Here is a 12,661-nt window from a genome sequence, read left to right on the forward strand (position 1 = left end):
GCATTCGACCGCCGAAATTTACCTCCTGTTACGAGCTGCCCCCCGATGGTCCACCCGTCGCGGCCAGAATGATCGCGACTGCCAGAAGGCACCAAACCAGAAGGGTTTATCATCATGGCTACCGCTATTTCGAACGGCGTCCGTTCTTCGCTCGCTTCGCTGCAGACCATCACCAGCCAGGCCGCCGCCGTTCAGAACCGTCTTGCCACCGGCAAGAAGGTCAACACGGCCGTCGACAATCCGGTCAACTTCTTCACCGCCCAGTCGCTGAACGATCGCTCGAGCCAGCTCAAGGGCCTGCTCGACGGCATCTCGAACGGCATCCAGACCGTCCAGGCCGCTTCCAAGGGCATCGACGGCATCACCAAGCTGGTCGGTTCGCTCCAGTCCACCGTCAAGCAGGCGCAGGCCGACGCGGCTCAGAACCGCCCGACCGTCGTTGGCACCGGCACGACCCTCGCCACCGCTGGCGAAGCCGCGCTGACCAGCAAGAGCCTGAAGGACATCGCCCTCGACAAGCGCGTGGGCAGCGCCGGCGACACCACGGTTGCGACCGCGACCGCCGGTGCGGCAGGTGACCTCGGCGTCGACACCACCGCGACCCCGGCCCTGAACATCCAGATCGTCACCAACCCGGCCGCGGCGACCTCCACGACCAACATCTCGGTCGCGCTGACCGCCAACACGACCGTCCGCGACGTCGTCAACGCGATCAACAGCTCGGGTGTCGCCACCGCCTTCGTCGACGAGAAGGGCCTGCTCAACGTCAAGGGCACCGGCTCGGAGACACTCGGCGTCGGTATCGGTGTCGGCGCGGACGCCGCTGCCGCCACCACGGCCTCGGCGACCGGCACGTCGAACGCCGCCTTCGGCCTCAACGCGACCGACCGCACGACGGGTATCGTCTCTTCGGGCGTGACCTCGGCGACGCGTTCGAACCTGATCGAGCAGTACAACACGCTGCGCACGCAGATCGACTCGCTGGCCAAGGATGCGGGCTTCAACGGCGTCAACCTGCTCGCCGGTGACAAGGTGACGATCGCCTTCAACGAAAAGGGCGGCAAGAACCAGACCAAGCTCGACATTCAGGGCACCAGCCTGACCTCCGAGAACATCGGCATCCAGCAGGCCGGCAACGCTCAGGTGACGGGGACGATCAACTTCCAGAACGACTCCGATCTGGAAAAGGCCACGACGGCCCTGACCAGCGCCCTGACCTCGCTCAAGTCGCTGTCCTCGACCTTCGGTGCCAACCTGTCGGTCGCCCAGACCCGCCAGGACTTCACCAAGGATCTGGCCGACGTCCTGTCGACCGGCGCCGCCAACCTGGTGAACGCCGACGCCAACGAGGAAGCCGCCAACCTGCTCTCGCTGCAGACCCGCCAGCAGCTGTCGCAGACGGCCCTGTCGCTCTCCTCGCAGTCCGACCAGGCCGTGTTGCGTCTGTTCTGATCCGACTTCGTCCGCAGAAGCGGGCCAGCCCACAGAAGGTGGGCCGAAGACGACAAGGCGGCGGAGCGCAAGCTCCGCCGCTTTTTTGCGTTCATGAACGGGCCCTGCCGCGCATTAACGGTTTGTTATCCTTAACGAGGAATGATCAGCCATCACCGCACGAGCGCAGAATCGCGCTTCAGGGGACCGAAGATGGCGAATACGATCCTTACCAGCGGCGTGCGCAACAACCTGCTCACGCTCCAGAAGACGACAAGCGAGCAGGCTGTCCTGCAAAATCGCCTGGCGACGGGCCGAAAGGTCAATTCGGCCATCGACAACCCGGTGAACTACTTCACCGCCCTGTCGCTGAACGACCGCGGCAGCCAGCTGGGCGGTCTGCTCGACGGCATCTCCAACGGCATCCAGACGATCCAGACCGCCTCCAAGGGCATCGACGGCATCACCAAGCTGGTCCAGTCGCTGCAGTCCACGGTCAAGCAGGCCCAGGCCGACGCGGCCCAGAACCGCCCCACCGTGCTCGGCACCGGCGCGACGCTGGCCAGCGCGGCCGAAACCCAGGCGACCAACAAGAGCCTCAAGGACATCGCGCTCGACAAGCGCATCGGCAGCGCCGACACCACGGTGGCCCCCGCGACCGCCGGTGCGCCGGGCGACCTCGGCATCGATGTCACCGCCACCCCTGCCCTCAACATCCAGATCACCACCGGCCCGGTCGGCGCCCCAACCACGACGACGAACATCGGCATCACGCTCACCGTCAACACCACGGTCCGCGACGTCGTCAACGCGATCAACGCCTCGGGCGTCGCGACCGCCTTCGTCGACGAGAAGGGCCTGCTCAACGTCAAGGGCATCGGCTCCGAGACGCTCGGCGTCGGCATCGGCGCCGGCGCGGCGGGCCCTGCCGCCATCACGGCTTCGTCGACGGGCGCCAACAGTGCCGCCTTCGGCCTCAACGCCACCGACCGCACCACCGGCATCGCCTCGTCGGGCGTCACCTCGGCGGTGCGCTCCAACCTGATCCAGCAGTTCAACGACCTGCGCACGCAGATCGACCAGCTCGCCAAGGATTCGAGCTTCAACGGCATCAATCTCCTGGCCGGCGACCGGCTCTCGATCGCCTTCAACGAGAAGACCGGCACCAACCAGACCAAGCTCGACATTCAGGGCTCGACCCTGTCGGCCGAGAACCTCGGCATCCCGCAGGCGGTCAACACGCAACTCGCCGGCTTCTTCAACTTCCAGAACGACCTCGACCTCGACAAGGCGACGGGCTCGCTCTCGAACGCGCTGACCTCGCTGCGCTCGCTGGCCTCGACGCTGGGCTCCAACCTCTCGGTCGCCCAGACCCGGCAGGACTTCACCAAGGAGATGGTCAACACCCTGACCACCGGCGCCGACAACCTCGTCCTGGCCGACTCCAACGAGGAAGGCGCCAAGCTGCTCGCCCTCAACACCCGCCAGCAGCTCTCGCAGACCGCACTCTCGCTCGCCTCGCAGGCGGACCAGAGCGTCCTGCGGCTGTTCAGCTAACCGTTTCCGGGGGGCGAGAGCCCCCTCTTCTCCAGCCAGAAGGCAGGATCGTCATGGCCCTCAAGGTCGAACTCAAGCCCCGCGAGCGCATCATCATCGGCCAGGTGGTGATCCGCAACGACGAGCAGCGCACGCGCTTCTTCATCGAAGGCGATGCGCCGATCCTGCGCGAGAAGGACATTCTCACGCCCACCACCGCCGACAGCCCGGCCAAGAAGATCTATCTCGCCATCCAGCTGATGTATCTCGCCCAGGACCCGATGCATCAGCACGAGGTCTATTTCGAGCTGGTGCGCGAATTCGTCCAGGCGGCGCCGAGTTCCCTGCCGCATATTCATGAGATTAATAACCGCATCTTAAGCAGCGATCTCTACAAAGCTCTCAAGGCAGCCAAGAAGCTGATCGCTTACGAAGCGGAACTCATCGAGAATGCAACACGGGTTTAACGCTTACGCCTCCGCCGCCCGCACCTCTCAGGCGGTCGTTTCTCCCCGCGAACTCGAAGCCTCGCTCCTGCTCAAGGCAGCCGTCCGCCTCCAGTCGATCGCCGACGACTGGACGCTGGCAGAGCGCGATCTTGAGGATGCGCTCGGCTACAACCGCAAGCTCTGGACGCTGCTGGTCTCTGCCGTGGTCGCCGAGGACAATCCTCTGCCGGTCGGCATCAAGACCAACATTCTCGGCCTGGCGAATTTCATCTTCAACCAGACCTTCAAGATCGCTGCCGCGCCGCGCCCCGACTCGCTCGGCGTTCTCGTCAGCATCAACCGCGACATCGCAGCCGGCTTGCGCGGCCGCTGAGGCGGACACGCCGTCGGCGAATGGAAAAAAGGCCGTCACCCTCGCCGGGTGACGGCCTTTCGCGTTGAAACGGCTGAAGCCTGCCGGCGTCAGAGATAGTTCGTCAGCGACAGCTTGGAGAGGATCGCCGTCGTCTGGTAGCTCGCCTGGAGCTGCGTCTGGAGCGCCAGGATCTGCACCGCGACCTCTTCGGTCGTGATGTTCTCGATCCCCGCCAGCGTCGTCGTGAGATAGTTCTTCGTGCCCTCGTGGCGCTCCTTGGCCCGCGCCAGCGAGGTCTGCGCCGAGCCGAATTCGGTGATGATCTCGGCCGGCTTCTGCACGGCGCCGCCGAAGCCGAGCTTCTCGCTGACCCGCGACGTCATCGATTCATAGCGCGCCTGGGAATTGGCGTCGTTGGCGTCGAACGTCTCGATCGCCATCACCGCGAACTGCGCCAGGCCGACCTGGAAAGCCTCCTCATTGGCCCGCGCGCCGGTGCCCACGAGCTGGCCCTTGTCGACCTGCACGGTCGCGGTGCTGCGGGCGGGGTCGCTGCCATCGTCGCCGCGATACCAGATCACCGTGTTCGCCAGCGTGCCGGCGGCAGGGGGGGCGGTGGCCGTGTCATAGGGCGGGCCGGGCACCCGCAGCGGCGGGTTGCTGAGGCTGCCGGCGAAGAAATTCTTCGCCGCGATCTGGGAGGAGGCTGCCGACAAAGACGTCGACGCCTCCTTGGTCAGGGCGGCCGTGATCGTGCCGCGCAGATTGGCGGCGGTCGCGTTGACGTCCGCCCCGATTTCATAGGTCGTGGCGGCTGCGCCGTCGGACCCCGGCGCGCGCGCCGTCAGCACGATCTCTTCCTGCGTGCCGTCGGGCAGATCGAGCGTGATGCGCAGCGTGTCGCCCGGTGTCGGCTGGCTCGCCACCGTCACCGACAGGTCGGCCGGTGGGCCGGCCGTGAAGGTCGGCGTCAACGCCGTCGAACTGCTCGAGGCGCCGGAGAGCTTGAAGCCATAGGAGTGGACCGGCGCCTGATCGGCAATGGTGGCGACGGCCCCTGCCCCACCCGTGGTCAGCCGGCCGAGGCCGGTGGTGCCGAGATCGGCAAGGCGGCGCTCGTCGATCATCTGCCGCAGGCCGGCGCGCCCGGAGCCGTCGCCCTCGATGATCTCGTTGTAGTTCAGCGTCGGCTGGGTGTCGGAGGTCTTGCCGGAGAACAGGTAGCGCCCGTTCACCGCGGTGTTCAGCATGTCGATCGTCTGCTTGAACTTCTCCTCCGCCAGCACCTGCGGCGAGGAGCGCCCCGTCGAGCTCGGCACATAGCTGTTGGAGCGGGTGTCGTTGATGGTTTCGCTGGTCAGCTTGGCGAAATTCTCCACCGTCGTCGTCGACAGCTTGATGTTGACGTCGGCGAGCGCGATGCCGCCGAGCCAGGAATCCAGCGTCGCGACCTTGGCGTTCAGGTCCAGGCTGGTGCGCCGGTCCATGCCGAGATCGCCGTAGCTTTCGGACTTCTGCTTCGTCGCGAGCTGGCGCTCGAGATCGGTGAGCTCGGCCCGGTTGGTGACGAAGCCGTTGGGTGTGGCGGAGCGATAGGCGCCGGTTCCGTAGGAGCTGATGGTCATGGCGCGCTCACACTCTCATCAGGACGTCCATCATCTCTTTGACCGTCGAGATGATGCGGGCGTTGGCGGCATAGGCGGTCTGCAACTCGATCAGCATCGACATCTCCTGGTCGACGCTGACCTGCGCGGTTTGCTGAAAGCGGCTCTGGATCGCCGCGAGCGCCACCTGCTGGCCCTCGTCGAGGCGCTTGGCGGTTTCCACCGCCTGGCCCTGCGAGGAGACGACGCGCTGCACCAGCCCCGACACCGTCGACGTCGTCGTCGCCGAGGCGCCGTCGAGGCCGAGCCGGTTGGTGATGCTCCTGGGAGTCTGCGTCAGCCGCTCCAGCATCAGCTGCGGACGGGTCGTGTCGCCCTGCGCGGTGTTGGTATCGAAGGCGACGAGCTTCGAACGGTCGGCGATCAGCGCCGGATTGACGACGATGCGCCCGGCAAAGCCGGCCGCCTGCGAGCCGTTCTCATAGGAACCGGTATAGACGGCGTTGCCCGCCGCGCCATCGACGAAGAAGGGCAGTTCGGCGCTGCCGCCGGCCGAAGACAGCGACGTCGCCGTCGGACGCGAGGTCAAAGCCCTGACGTCGCGCGTGCCGGCGGCGCCGTCATCGACGATGCGCAGAACCGAGCCGGCGTTGGAAACGGTGAAGCCGGTCCCGATCGCCGCCTGCATCTGTGCCGCGACGGAGGCCGGGCCGCCGGAAAAATCGATGCCGACGACGCGGTTGTTGGCGTCGCCGCTGACGGCGGTCGGCAGCGGCAGGGAGGCGCCCGATTCGACCCGCACGAAGGTGAAGCGCTGCAGCGCGCCGCCCGGCGTCACCGCGTAATCCAGCGTGACCTTGTTGCCCGACTGCAGCCCCGCAAGGTCGACATCGAAGCCGGTGGCGGCGCCGGCGGTGACGGGCGTGCCCGCGATCTGGCGGTCCGACAGCGCGCTGGCCATCTGCGCGGCGATCTCGTCGAGCTGGCCCTGCGCCTGGACCAGCGTCGTGTCGCGCAGCTCCAGAAGAGCGGCGATCTCGCCGGAGCGGAAGATCTTGTTGGCGATCGCATCCGTCGCGCCGCCGGAGGTGGCGGTCATCGTGATGGTGCCGACGCCGCGCTGCGCCGGGTCGCTGCTCCACTGGTCGTCGGCGCCGAGGCCGGGATGCGCGTCGAAGCTGAAGGTGACGGCGGGCCGGCCGTCGAAGATCTGCGCGCCCGAGCCGGTGGTGATGCTGATCGAGCCGCGCGCGTCCTCGCTCGTCCTGATGTCGAGATATTGCGAGAGATCCGACAGGATCAGGTCGCGCTGATCCTTGAGATTGGCGGTCGCCGGATCGTTGGGCGTGCCGACGATCCGGGCGTTCACATTGGTCAGCGCGCCGAGCAGGTTATTGACCTGCGTGACGCCGCTGGCGAGCTTGCTCTCGGCTTCCGCGCGCAAGGCCTGCACGCCGTCCGACAGACTGTTCAGCCGGTTCGCGAGCAGCCCCGCCGAATCCAGCACCGCCGTGCGCAGGCTGTAGGAGGACGGGTCGTTCTGGAGCGCCTGAAGCGCGCCGGTGAAGCCGTTATAGATGGTGTCGAGCGCCGTCGTGCTGCCCGGCGCGCCATACAGGCTGTCGACCCGCGACATCGTGTCGGCGCGCGTCGAGGTGTAGGCGGCGCCGGCCGAATCCTGCCAGAGCTGGTGCTGGACGATCTTGTCGAGCAGGCGCTGGACCTGCGTGCTCTGCGTGCCGACGACGGTTCCGGCCAGGCTGTCGGAGGTCGTGACGGTACGGCGGACATAGCCCGCCGTCCCCGCATTGGCGACGTTCTGCGCGACGACGCCCATGCCGATCTGCGTGGCGTTCAGCCCCGTAATGGCGGTGTTGAGGGACGTGCTGAGACCCATGGCCAGCTCCTGTCATGCCCGGCGGCCCTTCTGGACCGCGCCTTAACCCGTCTCGAAGACCTCAGCGGATGATGCTGAAGACGTCGCGCAGCATTTCCTGCGCCGTGGTGATGACCTTGGTGTTGGCCGAGTAGGCCTGCTGGGTCACGATCATCTTCGAGAACTCGTCGGCGATGTCGGTGTTCGACTGCTCGATATTGCCGCCGATGAGCTGGGAGGTGCCCAGCCCGATGATCGGCGGGCCGGACTCGATCGTCTCCTCGAAGGCGCCGCCATCGAGCCGCTTGAGCGCGTTGTCGGCGTTGAAGCGGGCGACCGAGAGCTGCGCCAGCGCCACGACCTGGCCGTTGCTGAAGGTGCCGATGACCTGTCCGTCCGCGGAGACCGAGGTGCGGTCCAGCGTGCCGGCGGTGTAGCCGTCCTGCCGGATCGAACGGGCGTCGATCTGGCCGCTGACGTCGCCGTTCTGGGTGACGCCGTTGCCGCCCGTGGTCACGTTGATGCCGGTGATCGTGGTGCCCGAGATCGTCATCGTCGGCAGCGTGATGTTGCCGCCTGCGGGCGAGACCAGCTGCCCGGTCGTGCCGAAGGTGACCGGCGAGGCGGCCTTCACATAGGCCGTCGCCGTGCCGGTGGCGCCGGTATCCTGGGCCACGAACAGGTTCCAGGTGCCCGAGGTCGGCGGAACCGCCGCCGGATTGCCGTCGTCGACCTTGCCCCAGCGCAGCTCGACGCTGGTGGCCCGGCCGAGCTCGTCATAGACGGTCACGGAGCCGCCCGGGATGGTGCTGGACAGGAAGTTCGTGATGTTGGCGCCCTGCACCACGTCATTGGGCGCAGCGACGGTGACACTCGTGGCGTCGAGAAAATAGCTGCCACCGTTCGAGGCCGTCGTCGTGCCGGGAACGGCGGGGATGTTGGCGCGGTATTCGATCGACGTCGTCGCCTTGGCCGGGAACTGCTCCTTGGTGATCCGCAGCACCTCGGGTTGGGTCCCGATGAGCTGACCCGTCACATTGTCGATCTTCAGGCCCTTGAGGTAGTAGCCGGCGCCATTGACGAGATAGCCGTTGGCGTCGAAGTCGAAATCGCCGCGGCGCGTGTAGAGATTGCTGTTGGAGAACTGTGTGTTGGTGCCGAGCCCGCTCTGGCGCTGATCGACGACGAAGAAGCCGTCGCCGTTGATCGCCGCGTTGGTGTCGATGCGCGTCGCTGTCAGGTCGCCCTGGATCGAATTCGTCGCCTGGCTGTAAGCCGCAACCGAGCCCGAGAGCTGGCGGTTCAGCGCCGAGTCCGGGACGAGGTCGGAGAAGGTCGTATCGACACGCTTGAACCCCGCGGTCCGGGAGTTGGCGATGTTGCCGGAGATGTTTTCCAGCGCATAGGACTGCGCCTGCATCCCCGAAACCGCTGTCGTCAACGCGCTGAAGACACCCATGAAACCCTCACCTCAACTGGCGCCCTCCGAGGGGGCGACCTTTACTGTCGAGGCCAACACTGCACGCCACATGCCAGGGCATGCAGTGTTAGATTTCAGGGAGTTGCATGGTTTGCGAACCGTTTCTGTCCGTTTCCAGCCGGGCAGAATCGGCCCTGCCCGGCAGAAACTGCCGGGAGCGGGCGTCGTTCAGGCCGAGCCGCCCGGCTCCGGAGCGCCACGCCACGAGGTCAGGTCGCCCGCGACGTCGCCGAGGCTCGGCGGCGCCGCTTCCACGAAGGGCAGCGGCCGGCACACCGCCAGCGCCGACAGCCCGATGCGTGCCGTCAGGAGCCCGTTCAGCACGCCCTCGCCGAGCTTGGCCGAAAGCCGCGCGGCCAGCCCCTGCCCCACCACCTGCTGGATCACCGCGTCCCCGGCCGCGATGCCGCCGGTGACGACGAGGTGGCCGAGCACCTGCCGCGCCAGCCGGATCAGCCCCAGCGTGCCGGGGCGCCCGGCATAGATGCCGGCGATGGTCCGCAGCAGCCGGGCGCAGGCCACCAGCACGAAGACGATGTCGATCAGCGCGCGCGGGCTCACCGCCGTGACGAGCGAGACGCGCCGCGCCGCCTGCGCGATCTGCGCCTGCGCCAGCGCGTCGAGCGGCGCCATCAGGCTGCGCTCGGCCACGGTCAGAACGTCGCGCGCTGCAAAGAGCTGCGGCAGGCTGTCGGCGAGTTCGGCGCGCCCCCTGGCCGTCTCCGCCCGCGACGCGTAGAGCGCGGCGAGTTCGGCGGCGACGGCCTGCGCCTCGCTCAGGCTCGCCTCGGACAGCGCCGCCGTCGCGCGCAGGCGCAAGCCCTCGACCTTGCGCTCGCGCAGGATGTCGCGGATCACGCGCCCGAGCATGACGGCGAGCGCGAGCGCTGCCAGCGCCGCACAGGCCAACGCCGCATAGCCCAGCACCGGGCTCTGATTCATCAACGAGGCGATGGTGCGCTGCGCCCAGACGCCGGCCGCCAGCGTCAGGAAGCCCGACAGCCCGGCCACGAACAGCCCGCCCCAGGACCAGCGCCGCTTCGCCACCGGCACGGCGGCGGGCTCGGCGACGTCGATCGGTTCGCTCTCGGGAAGGATCGCGACGTCGCCCCTGCGGGCGGCCGCATCGATCGCCAGGTCTGGGCTCGCCGGATCGAGCCGCACCGCGCGCGGAGCCTTGCTCATGCCAGCCTGTCTCCGATCAGGAATTCGAGCGCGCGGTCGAGCCGGATCTGCGGCGGCGGACGCAGGCGCCCTCCGGCATCGGCGGCGACGAGCGGCGGCCGGAAGCGCGGCGCCCGGATCTGCCATTTTGCTGCCGGATCGAACACCGCCTCGGGGCGCTCGGGCAGCTCGCCCGGGAAGATCGCAGCCTCACTCAGGCCGTCGAAGACCTCGTCGTCGATCGTCTCTCCCGCCTCCGGCACGCCGGCGATCGCCGGGAGCTCGTCGCGGCCCTGCTTGATGCGGACCTCGCGCGTCGCCCGCACCGCCGACAGCGCCATCGACTCGACCCGTGCGCCCGCGCCTTGCGCCCGCGAAGCGGCCCGGGCGACGAGATGGCCCATCACCGCCGCCAGCCGGTCATGGCTGGTGTGGTGGACATGGTCGGCCTTGGTCGCGGCGAAGAGCACGCGCTCGATCCGCGGCGCGAACAGGCTCGACAGCCAGGAGTTGCGCCCGACCTGGAAGGCCGCCAGCGCCTGGCCGAGCGCCGTCTCCAGATCCGCGAGCGCGGGCGCGCCGGCATCGAGCGCGGCGAGCACGTCGACCAGCACGATCTGCCGGTCGAGCCGGGCGAAATGGTCGCGAAAGAACGGCGCCACGACCACGCGCTTGTAGGCCTCGAAGCGCTCCGCCATCAGCCCGGCGAGCGTGCCGGCTTGAGGCTCCGTGTCGGCACCGAGATCGAGCGGCGCGAACGTCAGGGCCGGCGAGCCCTCGAGATCGCCCGGCATCAGGAATCGCCCCGGCGGCGTCACCGCCACGGCCTCGGGATCGGCCCGCAGCCGCGCCAGATAGGCCTTGAACAGGTCGCTCGCAGCCTCCGCCGCCATCTCGTCGGGCGCGCCGGACGGATCGCGCGCCGGGAGGTCGGCGAGCCAGGCCGCCGCCGCCGCGCGGCGATGCGCCTTGCGCGCATCGCCCACCGCCTGGCGCGACCAGCTCTTGTAGTCCTGACCGATCAGGGCGAGGTCGAGCAGCCACTCGCCGGGATAATCGACGATGTCGAGCGTCAGCGTGGCGGGCCCCTTGAACCAGCCGGAGGCGCGCTCGTAATCGATCTCGACGCGCAGTTCCGAGATGCGTCGCGTCGATTCCGGCCAGCGCCGTTCCGGCCCGTTGAGCGAGGCGCGGTGCGCCTCATAGGGAAAGCGCGGAATCTCCGGGTCGGGCTGGGGCACGAGGCGCACGCGGGTGATGCGCCCCTCGGAGGCCGCCTTCAGCACGGGCAGCTTGGCGCCTTCGATCAGGTTCTGGATCAGCGCCGTGGTGAAGACGGTCTTGCCCGAGCGCGACAGGCCGGTGACGCCGAGCCGCAGCCGCTGCCGCCCCATACCGAGCAGGCTGTCGCCAAAGGCGAGCGCGGCATTGCGCGCGCCGTCGAGATAGGAGCCCTCGCTCACGATGCGGACGGGCTCACTCGTCGGGCCCTTCGCCGAGCGAAGCGGGCGTGACGAAGCGGTCGAGCCGGCCGCCGCGTGCGGCGACATCGCGCCAGTCCTCGACCGCGAAATCGAGCACCGCAAGCCCGCAGGTCGGGTATTTCTGGCTCAGGCGCGCCGCGGCATAGCGATCGCCATGGCCCGTCAGCAGCGCCGCCAGCTCCTCGAAACCGGGATTGTGGCCGATCATCAGCAGCGTCTTCACCTCCGGCGCGGTCTCCTGCACAACGGAGAGCAGGCGCTTCATCTGCGCCTCGTAGATTCGCGGCTCGGTCTGGACCGAGGGCTTTTCAGGCAGCATCGGGGCCACCAGCTGCCAGGTCTCCTGCGTCCGCCGGGCCGGCGAGACGAGCACGAGGTCGGGCAGCAGCAATTCGTCGGCGAGATAGCGCCCCATCACCGGCGCGGCTTCGCGGCCCCGTATGGCGAGCGGCCGCTCGGGGTCGGCAACCCCTTCGGGCCAGTTCGATTTCGCGTGGCGCAGCAGGATCAATCGTCGCATGGTCCCCATCTAACCATCGTGTTCCGGATTTGCGAGCCGCGTCGTCGGCGGCAGCGCGGCGACCAGAAGCGTCATCAAGCGGTCCGCAAACAGCGAGACCATGGACGCGCGCTCGCTGTCATCGACGAGAAAGTCGAACTGGCCGTCGATGAACAGCGTCGTGAAGCCATGCGTCACCGACCAGACGAACAGAATCTCGGCGAAATCGGGCGAACGCGCCGTCTCGGACGACACCACGCCCGGCGGCGGCGCGGCCAGCCCGGCGCGATGGGCGCGCGTCTCCGCGACGAGGATGCCGAAGGCCCGCCCGCCGGCGCGTTGCATCTCGGGATCCTCCTTGTCGAGCTCCCGGCGCCCGAACACGACGCGGAAACGACCCGGCCGGGCAAGCGCGGTCTCCAAATAGGCCCGGCAGATCGCCGCGAGCCTGCAGCCGCCCGCAGCGCTCGCCCGCGCCGCGGCTGCGTCCATCGCATCGGAGAGATCGTCGAAGCCGAGCGTCGCGACAGCCGTCAGGAGCCCGGCGAGATTGCCGAAATGATGCGCCGGCGCCGCGGCCGACACCCCGGCCCGCCGCGCGCATTCGCGCAGCGTGAAGCCGCCGACGCCCCGCTCGGCGAGCACGGCCTCGGCCGCGTCGATCATCGCCTGGCGCAGATCGCCATGGTGATAGCCATCGCGCCCCGCCCCCCGCTTCTCCGCCATGCCGTCGGTCTCCCTCGGCCGCAGCCGCTCATCTTGACAACATCAAGATAGCGCCTT

At 68.3% G+C, this 12,661-nt stretch carries 11 protein-coding genes; 4 read left to right on the forward strand and 7 right to left on the reverse strand.

Annotated elements, in window-relative coordinates; genetic code table 11:
• The first annotated feature begins 114 nt into the window (after positions 1-114).
• The 4 genes from Q8S38_RS19890 to flaF all read left to right on the forward strand — a co-directional run bounded on the left by Q8S38_RS19890 (position 115) and on the right by flaF (position 3,789).
• Positions 115-1,452 carry a flagellin N-terminal helical domain-containing protein gene (locus tag Q8S38_RS19890; RefSeq protein WP_305682081.1) on the forward strand — a complete coding sequence of 446 codons (1,338 nt, stop codon included), beginning with the start codon at positions 115-117 and terminating at the stop codon, positions 1,450-1,452.
• A 192-nt stretch (positions 1,453-1,644) separates the two neighbouring features.
• The gene (locus tag Q8S38_RS19895; protein WP_305682082.1) at positions 1,645-2,988 is read left to right on the forward strand and encodes a flagellin N-terminal helical domain-containing protein; all 1,344 of its coding nucleotides are present in this window, start codon (positions 1,645-1,647) and stop codon (positions 2,986-2,988) included.
• Positions 2,989-3,041: 53 nt separating this feature from the next.
• Positions 3,042-3,434, forward strand: coding sequence for a flagellar biosynthesis repressor FlbT (gene flbT, locus Q8S38_RS19900; RefSeq protein WP_305682083.1), 393 nt, complete (start codon positions 3,042-3,044; stop codon positions 3,432-3,434).
• On the forward strand, positions 3,418-3,789 hold the full coding sequence (gene flaF / locus Q8S38_RS19905) for a flagellar biosynthesis regulator FlaF (protein ID WP_305682084.1): 372 nt from the start codon (positions 3,418-3,420) through the stop codon (positions 3,787-3,789). Before flbT ends, flaF begins: the two co-directional genes overlap by 17 nt.
• Positions 3,790-3,878: 89 nt before the next feature.
• Here flaF and Q8S38_RS19910 read toward each other — a convergent pair whose 3' ends face one another.
• The 7 genes from Q8S38_RS19910 to Q8S38_RS19940 form a co-directional block, all read right to left on the reverse strand.
• Positions 3,879-5,396, reverse strand: a complete 1,518-nt coding sequence (locus tag Q8S38_RS19910) for a flagellin (protein ID WP_305682085.1) — start codon at positions 5,394-5,396, stop codon at positions 3,879-3,881.
• A gap of 7 nt (positions 5,397-5,403) precedes the next feature.
• Positions 5,404-7,272: a flagellar hook-associated protein FlgK gene (gene flgK / locus Q8S38_RS19915; protein WP_305682086.1), complete on the reverse strand. Its 1,869-nt coding sequence runs from the start codon at positions 7,270-7,272 to the stop codon at positions 5,404-5,406.
• Positions 7,273-7,333: 61 nt separating this feature from the next.
• Complete coding sequence (locus Q8S38_RS19920; protein ID WP_305682087.1) at positions 7,334-8,710, reverse strand: flagellar hook protein FlgE; 1,377 nt, start codon at positions 8,708-8,710, stop codon at positions 7,334-7,336.
• A 189-nt stretch (positions 8,711-8,899) separates the two neighbouring features.
• Positions 8,900-9,916 (reverse strand): YcjF family protein, encoded by a 1,017-nt coding sequence (locus tag Q8S38_RS19925; RefSeq protein WP_305682088.1) that lies wholly within the window; start codon positions 9,914-9,916, stop codon positions 8,900-8,902.
• Positions 9,913-11,358, reverse strand: coding sequence for a YcjX family GTP-binding protein (locus tag Q8S38_RS19930; RefSeq protein ID WP_371125926.1), 1,446 nt, complete (start codon positions 11,356-11,358; stop codon positions 9,913-9,915). Before Q8S38_RS19930 ends, Q8S38_RS19925 begins: the two co-directional genes overlap by 4 nt.
• A 13-nt stretch (positions 11,359-11,371) precedes the next feature.
• Positions 11,372-11,899, reverse strand: coding sequence for a SixA phosphatase family protein (locus Q8S38_RS19935; RefSeq protein WP_305682089.1), 528 nt, complete (start codon positions 11,897-11,899; stop codon positions 11,372-11,374).
• A gap of 9 nt (positions 11,900-11,908) precedes the next feature.
• The gene (locus Q8S38_RS19940) at positions 11,909-12,604 is read right to left on the reverse strand and encodes a TetR/AcrR family transcriptional regulator (protein ID WP_305682090.1); all 696 of its coding nucleotides are present in this window, start codon (positions 12,602-12,604) and stop codon (positions 11,909-11,911) included.
• Positions 12,605-12,661 lie beyond the last annotated feature (57 nt).

It is taken from the genome of Allobosea sp. (assembly GCF_030695125.1).
In the GTDB taxonomy this organism is placed as follows: domain Bacteria; phylum Pseudomonadota; class Alphaproteobacteria; order Rhizobiales; family Beijerinckiaceae; genus Allobosea.